The organism is Micromonospora sp. NPDC049004 (assembly GCF_040649315.1).
GTDB lineage: Bacteria > Actinomycetota > Actinomycetes > Mycobacteriales > Micromonosporaceae > Micromonospora.
On the sequence record NZ_JBEZFG010000019.1, the window covers coordinates 12,766 to 18,862 of the forward strand.

6 protein-coding genes are annotated in these 6,097 nt (G+C 71.3%); 3 read left to right on the top strand and 3 right to left on the bottom strand.

Going from position 1 to position 6,097, the window contains the following annotated elements; all coding sequences use genetic code 11:
- Positions 1-129 precede the first annotated feature (129 nt).
- The gene (locus tag AB0B97_RS32115; RefSeq protein ID WP_357499032.1) at positions 130-966 is read right to left on the bottom strand and encodes an alpha/beta fold hydrolase; all 837 of its coding nucleotides are present in this window, start codon (positions 964-966) and stop codon (positions 130-132) included.
- Positions 967-1,278: 312 nt separating this feature from the next.
- The gene (locus AB0B97_RS32120) at positions 1,279-1,854 is read right to left on the bottom strand and encodes a helix-turn-helix domain-containing protein (protein ID WP_357499034.1); all 576 of its coding nucleotides are present in this window, start codon (positions 1,852-1,854) and stop codon (positions 1,279-1,281) included.
- A 216-nt stretch (positions 1,855-2,070) separates the two neighbouring features.
- On the opposite strand from AB0B97_RS32120, the gene AB0B97_RS32125 reads away from it, so the two are divergent.
- The 3 genes from AB0B97_RS32125 to AB0B97_RS32135 all read left to right on the top strand — a co-directional run bounded on the left by AB0B97_RS32125 (position 2,071) and on the right by AB0B97_RS32135 (position 5,229).
- Positions 2,071-3,537, top strand: a complete 1,467-nt coding sequence (locus AB0B97_RS32125; protein ID WP_357499036.1) for an MFS transporter — start codon at positions 2,071-2,073, stop codon at positions 3,535-3,537.
- A gap of 100 nt (positions 3,538-3,637) precedes the next feature.
- Positions 3,638-4,615: an SEC-C domain-containing protein gene (locus AB0B97_RS32130; protein ID WP_357499038.1), complete on the top strand. Its 978-nt coding sequence runs from the start codon at positions 3,638-3,640 to the stop codon at positions 4,613-4,615.
- Positions 4,616-4,761: 146 nt separating this feature from the next.
- The gene (locus AB0B97_RS32135; RefSeq protein ID WP_357499040.1) at positions 4,762-5,229 is read left to right on the top strand and encodes a nitroreductase family deazaflavin-dependent oxidoreductase; all 468 of its coding nucleotides are present in this window, start codon (positions 4,762-4,764) and stop codon (positions 5,227-5,229) included.
- Between the two features lie 239 nt (positions 5,230-5,468).
- Here the strand turns inward: AB0B97_RS32135 and AB0B97_RS32140 are convergent, their stop codons facing one another.
- Positions 5,469-5,732 (bottom strand): DUF6244 family protein, encoded by a 264-nt coding sequence (locus tag AB0B97_RS32140; RefSeq protein ID WP_007462863.1) that lies wholly within the window; start codon positions 5,730-5,732, stop codon positions 5,469-5,471.
- Positions 5,733-6,097: the final 365 nt, after the last annotated feature.

Consider the following 6,097-nt stretch of genomic DNA (forward strand, 5'->3'; position numbering starts at 1 on the left):
GGTTCTATACGGGGCCCGCGCCCGCGGCGGCCCACCCCCCCGATTTTTTCGGGGCGCACCCCCCGGGGCGTTTCCCACGCCTCCCCCCGCCCGGGGGGGTGGTCCCGGCCGGGACCACCCGCACGGCGTTCAGACCGCGAGGCAGTTGGGTCGCACCGGGCCGTCGGTCAGGGCGCCGCGCACGATGGTGTACGCGGTCCCGTCGAGCACCAGGCCGAGGTGCCCGACCACCCGCAGCGGGCAGTACGCCTGGATGAGGACGTTCGTCGCCCCGTCGTTGACGGCGGCGTTGCCGGTCGGGCGCACCAGCTCGTCCTGGAGTGTGCGCACTGTCGTGTAGCGCACCGACCCCGGGGTGTCGTCCCCGGCGTTCAGGTCGGCGAGAAACGCCGAACCGATGGTCATCTGTTGGCAGGCCACGACGCCGGCGCAGCTGCCAAGGCCGAGAAACGCCACGATGTTGGCGACGTACGTGCCGTACTGGGGTGTGCCCAGACTGACGTACCGGCCGACGCTGGCGGTGCCGCCCAGGCGCTTGAGGTAGTAACGGCTGACCAGGCCGCCCTCGGAGTGGGCGACGAGGTCGACTGTCGCCGCGCCGGTGCTGGCGCGCACCTGCTCCACGAAGCCGGCGAACGCGCGGGCCGAGGCGGGGATGTCACCGAGGCCCAACCCGGGCAGCTGGTAGATGAAGGTGCGGTAGCCGTCGGCGCGCAGCCGGGCGGCGATGGGCTCGTACGCCACGGCGACGCCGCTGAGGCCGCCGACCACGATGACCGGGTTGGCCGCGGCAGCGGCCGCGAAGGCGGCGGTGGGAGCCGGGGCGGTGGAAGCAGGGGTGGCGGGGGTGGCGGGGGTGGCGGGGGTGGCGGGGGTGGCGGGGGTGGCGGCGGTCGCGGTGCCGGCGGACGCCAGCAACGCGGCGGTGGCCAGGGACACGACGAGGACGGTCTTTCGGAGCAGCATGGCTGCACCTCCGGGGGGAGGCACCCGGCGAAGCGGGCAGGTGGGTGGGGGTGTCCGGTCGACCGTGCGACGATCATGCCCGCAACAATTTAGAAACGTCAATCACTTGTTACGCGCGGGTAACCCGTTGTCCCACCGAAGGCACAAAGCGGCAATTCGTTCTCGCTCCACACCGGACACCCGCCGACCACCCGCAGCGACGGCCAACGACGGCGGCGGTGTTCCACGTGCACGCGCGGATGGCTGACACCGGGCGACGATCCGCGCGAGAACGAGGTCACGCGGACGGCGCGGCGGGTGCTGAACGGGTGCTCAGCGAGCGGTCGCGCGCAACCCGTCGAGGGCCACGCCGAGCACGCGGTCCCGCTGCTCGGGTGCGGGGAACTGGGCCATCGTGAGGCCGCTGATCAGGCGCACCACGTCGTCGAAGCCGATGTCGTCGCGGACCACGCCGGCGGCCTGCGCGCGGCGCATCAACGGCTCGCCGGCGGCGTAGATCTCCGTCCGGCAACTGGCGAAGATCTCCGAGTCGTGCAGCAACTGCTCGGCGAGCGCCCGCTTCGTGGCGACGTACGCGACGAAGCGGTGCAGCCACGCGACCAGGGCGTCCCACGGGGGCAGCTCGGCCAGGTCGGCGGCGGAGTTGCTCAGCGCACGGACCTCCTCGACGTAGACGGCCTCGAACAGGTGCCGGCGGGTCGGGAAGTTGCGGTAGAGGGTGCCGATGCCGACGCCGGCCCGACGGGCCACGTCTTCCAGGGAGGCGGCGGCGCCGTTCTCGGCGAACGCCTCGCGCGCCGCGCTGACCAGGGCGTCGTAGTTGCGTCGCGCGTCGGCCCGCTTGGGCCGCTGCGCGAAGACCTCGGGCGTCTGCCCCGCGCTGGTCATGACGTGCGTCACCTCATCTTGGTTGCATCCGGAGGCACCCCTCCGCTAGCTTAATGGAGGCACTCCTCCGGAAATGCCGGAGGACAGCCTCCGGTTAGCTTACCTCGGGACCCGCCCGATCCGCCTGGCCACCCGATCGCCCGGACCCGACAGACCTGCCCGCCTCCGACGACGGGCGACAAACCTCCTTCCGTACCACATCAGGAGTTTTCTCTCGTGTCAGTGACATCCCGACGCAGCTCGCGTCGGCTCACCTTCACCGTGCTCGCGGCCGGCGCCGGATTCTTCGCGATGCTCCAGTCGTTGATCACCCCGGTGCTGCCGACCATCCAGCAGGACCTGCACACCTCGCAGAACACCGTGACCTGGGTCCTGACCGCCTACCTGCTCTCCGCGTCGATCTTCACGCCGATCCTCGGACGCGTCGGCGACATGGTCGGCAAGGAGCGGATGCTTGTCGTCTCGCTCGCCGCCCTCGCCCTCGGCTGCCTGGTGGCCGCCATCGCGCCGAACATCGGCGTGCTCATCGTCGCCCGGGTCGTGCAGGGCATCGGCGGCGCGGTCTTCCCGCTGTCGTTCGGCATCATCCGCGACGAGTTCCCCGCCGCGCGGGTCGGCGGCGCCGTCGCCGCCATCTCGGCGATCGTCGCCGCTGGCGGTGGCCTCGGCGTCGTGCTCGCCGGCCCGATCGTGGCCGCGCTGGACTACCGCTGGCTGTTTTGGATCCCGATGGTCGTGGTCGGGCTGACCGCCGTCGCCGCGCACCTGTTCGTGCCCGAGTCGCCGGTGCGGACGCCCGGTCGGATCGACTGGCGTGCCACACTGCTGCTGTCCGGCTGGCTGGTCGCGCTGCTGCTGCCGATCAGTCAGGGCGCGGCCTGGGGCTGGACCTCCACCCGCGTGCTCGGCCTGCTGGTGCTCGCCGTGGTGCTGCTGATCGGCTGGCTCGTCGCCGAGGTGCGCTCGTCCAACCCGCTGATCGACATGCGGATGATGCGCCTGCCCGGCGTGTGGACCACCAACCTGGTCGCCCTGCTCTACGGCGCGTCGATGTTCTCCGTGTACGCGTTCCTTCCCCAGTTCGTGCAGACCCCGACCGCCGCCGGCTACGGCTTCGGCGCCAGCATCAGCCAGGCCGGTCTGCTCATGCTGCCGATGCTCGTCGCGATGTTCGTCGCCGGTCTCGTCGCCGGCCGGCTCCAGGCCGTGTTCAGCGCCAAGGCACAGCTCGCCACCGGCGCCGCGTTCAACGTGGCCGCCTCCGCGATGCTGGCCGCCGCGCACGACACCCGCTGGGAGGTCGCCATCGCCGGTGGGCTGGTCGGTCTCGGCATCGGCCTGGCGTTCGCGTCGATGGCCAACCTGATCGTCGGCAGCGTGCCCGCCAGCCAGACCGGCGTGGCGACCGGCATGAACGCCAACATCCGTACCATCGGCGGCGCGATCGGCGCCGCAGTGGTCAGCGGCGTGATCACCGCCCACCCGCAGGCCAGCGGCCTGCCCCGGGAGGCCGGCTTCACGATGGGGTTTCTCGTCCTCACCGCGATCGCCCTGGCCGCCGCGCTCGCGGCCCTGGCCGTCCCGTCCGCCCGGCGGGCGTCGGCCGGTCGCCGGCCGTCCACCGCGACGATCGTCGAGTCCGAGCTAGCCGGCGAGTTCGCCACCATGCCCGCGACCCGCTGAGGTTCGCTGGCACGTCGGAGCCCGGGCGGTTCGCCGCCCGGGCTCCGGCATGCTTCGGGGGTACGCTGGCCGCTCCCTTTGTCGTTTTCAGGATGAGCCGATGCCCGAACTGCTGACCACCGACCGCATCGAGGAGATCGGCGCCCTGGGCGTCAAGAGCCCGGACCCGGCGGCGCTGGTCGCCGAGCTGGTGAGCGCCGTCGACGAGGGACGTCTCGCCGACCCCGACGACATCGGGTACGCGCTGCTCGTCGCCGCCGACATCCTCGATCAGGCAGGTGACCTGGCCGATGCGCTCGCGCTGGCCACCCGCGCCATCGCCGAACAGCCCGACGAGGACGCGTACGCCCGAGCGGTGCGCGGCGGCCTGCTGCTGCGCCTCGGCCGCTCCGACGAGGGCATGGCCGAGCTGACCGAGCTGCGTCCGCTGCTGGAGACCAACCCCAACGCCACGTACCTGGTCGACGAGCTGGCCAAGGCCGGCCACGCCGACCTGGCGCTGCAATGGCTGACCGGGGCACTCGACACGATCCTGGAACGCACCCGGACCCAGCAGCACGAGTCCGAGGACGCGCAGGACGAGGCCGCGGCCATGATCTACGGGCTGGCCCAGCGGCGGCACACCCTCCGCGAGGAGATGGGCCTCCCCCACGACGAGTACGACAACCTCGCCGACCGGCTGCGCGCCGCGAGCACCCACGCCCTCGACGCCCTCGACGACGGCCCCGCGACGCTGCTGTACTGGCCGGAGGCCGAGTTCACCGCGTTGCTGACGCGCTGGCCCGCGCTTGTCGACAGCTACCCGAAGACGTGGGGCGAGCACCGCACCCAGATCGAACGCGCGCTCGCCGACGCCGCCGGGCTGGGCGGCGCGGACCTGGGCGTCGTCGCCGGCACCGTCGAGGGCCTGGCCGCGTTCGTCGGCGAGGAGCCCGTCGACGAGGAAGCCCTCGACGAGTACGCCGACAGCCTCGACGAGGTGGGCCTGACGGCCTGGCCGCCCGGCCGCAACGACGCCTGCTGGTGCGGGTCGGGCGCGAAGTACAAGAAGTGCTGCCTGCCCCGCTCGCGCGACTGACCGCACGTCGGGTCTCGGCCCCACGCGACGGGAGGCCTGGTCCCGTGAAAGCCTGATGCCGGTGAGTCATCTTGATGACTCACCGGCATCACAACGCGGCCCACCCTCACCCCCCGGGGGGCAGGCCCGATGAAGGAGGCGAAGCGATGACCGCGCAGGAGCAGCACGAGACGATCGAGGACAGCCCGGTCGGCTGGGTCGCCAGCCACGTCCGGCGGTACGTCGAGACCGACGGCGCCGACGGCGGCACCTTCCACGGAATTCCCTCATTGCTGCTCACCACGCGCGGGCGCCGGTCGGGCGCCCTGCGCCGCACCGCGCTGATGTACGGGCGCGACGGCGACAACTACCTGCTGGTCGCGTCCAACGGAGGTGCCTCCCGGCACCCCGCCTGGTATCTGAACCTGAGCGCCGACCCGAGGGTCGAGATCCAGGTCGGCGCGGAACGGTTCACCGCCCACGCGCGAACGGCGTCCACCGAGGAACGGGACCGCCTGTGGCCGGTGATGACGAAGGTCTTCCCGACGTACGCCCGCTACCAGCAGGGGACCGACCGCGAGATCCCGGTCATCATCATCGAACGGACGTCCCCGGAAGACTCGACGATCCATTGATCCACGTCAGCGCGGTGTACGTCTAAGGCGGCTTCGCCTTCAACCGGGGCGTGGCACTTGCCACCAGCGGCTTCGAGCTGTGCGGCCAGGACGTGTGCGACTACCCGCGCTTCGAGGGCGAGGTCCGCATCACCCGCTGAACCGCCAACGGTCGGATCCAAGCCTCGCGTTCTTCTCGGTCTCGCGCTTCACCCCGATCACCGCCGGTGGTCGGTGGGCTGTACTACCGCCACCCGCGGTCAATTTCCCAGGGCGCGGACCTTGGCGATCGTCTCCTGGACGTGCTGCTTGGCCGGTTCGCCACCCTGGGACGCCTGCGCCAGAGCCTGACGGTACGCGTCGATCATGCCGACCAACGGCCCGGCGGCGACACCCTCCAGCGCACCGGCGACCAGGGATCGCGCCTCGGCCGCGTCCTGTGCTGCCGCCGCGGTCTTGGCCTTCGCCTCATCAAGCTTCTGCGACGCCGCCGCCAACCTCGCGATGATCTGTGCTGCGCTCACGCGCACCCTCCCCCTGGTCGACCATCGCCTCCACCACCGCACCGGCGGAGACCACAAGGGAGCGTACGAGATCCGCGCACCCAACGCGACCGCTCGATCGCCCCACCATGATGTGCGGGATGTCCGCGCTGCCCTCTGGCGAAGATCACTTGATGCTGCCCAGTCCGGGCCGACCCTCGATAACTGGTACGCATCAAGTAAATGGCCGAGGAACCCGGCCGGAGTCTCCAGATCTTGGACACTTTCCGTTAGCCGGGCGGGCTCAACCGGTGGTTGCAACACCCTTTCGTGATCGTCGTTGGGGTGGTTATGGCGTCGAGGTTGAGTCCGCTGGAGCGGGAGCAGATCGGGTTGGGTCGGGCTGC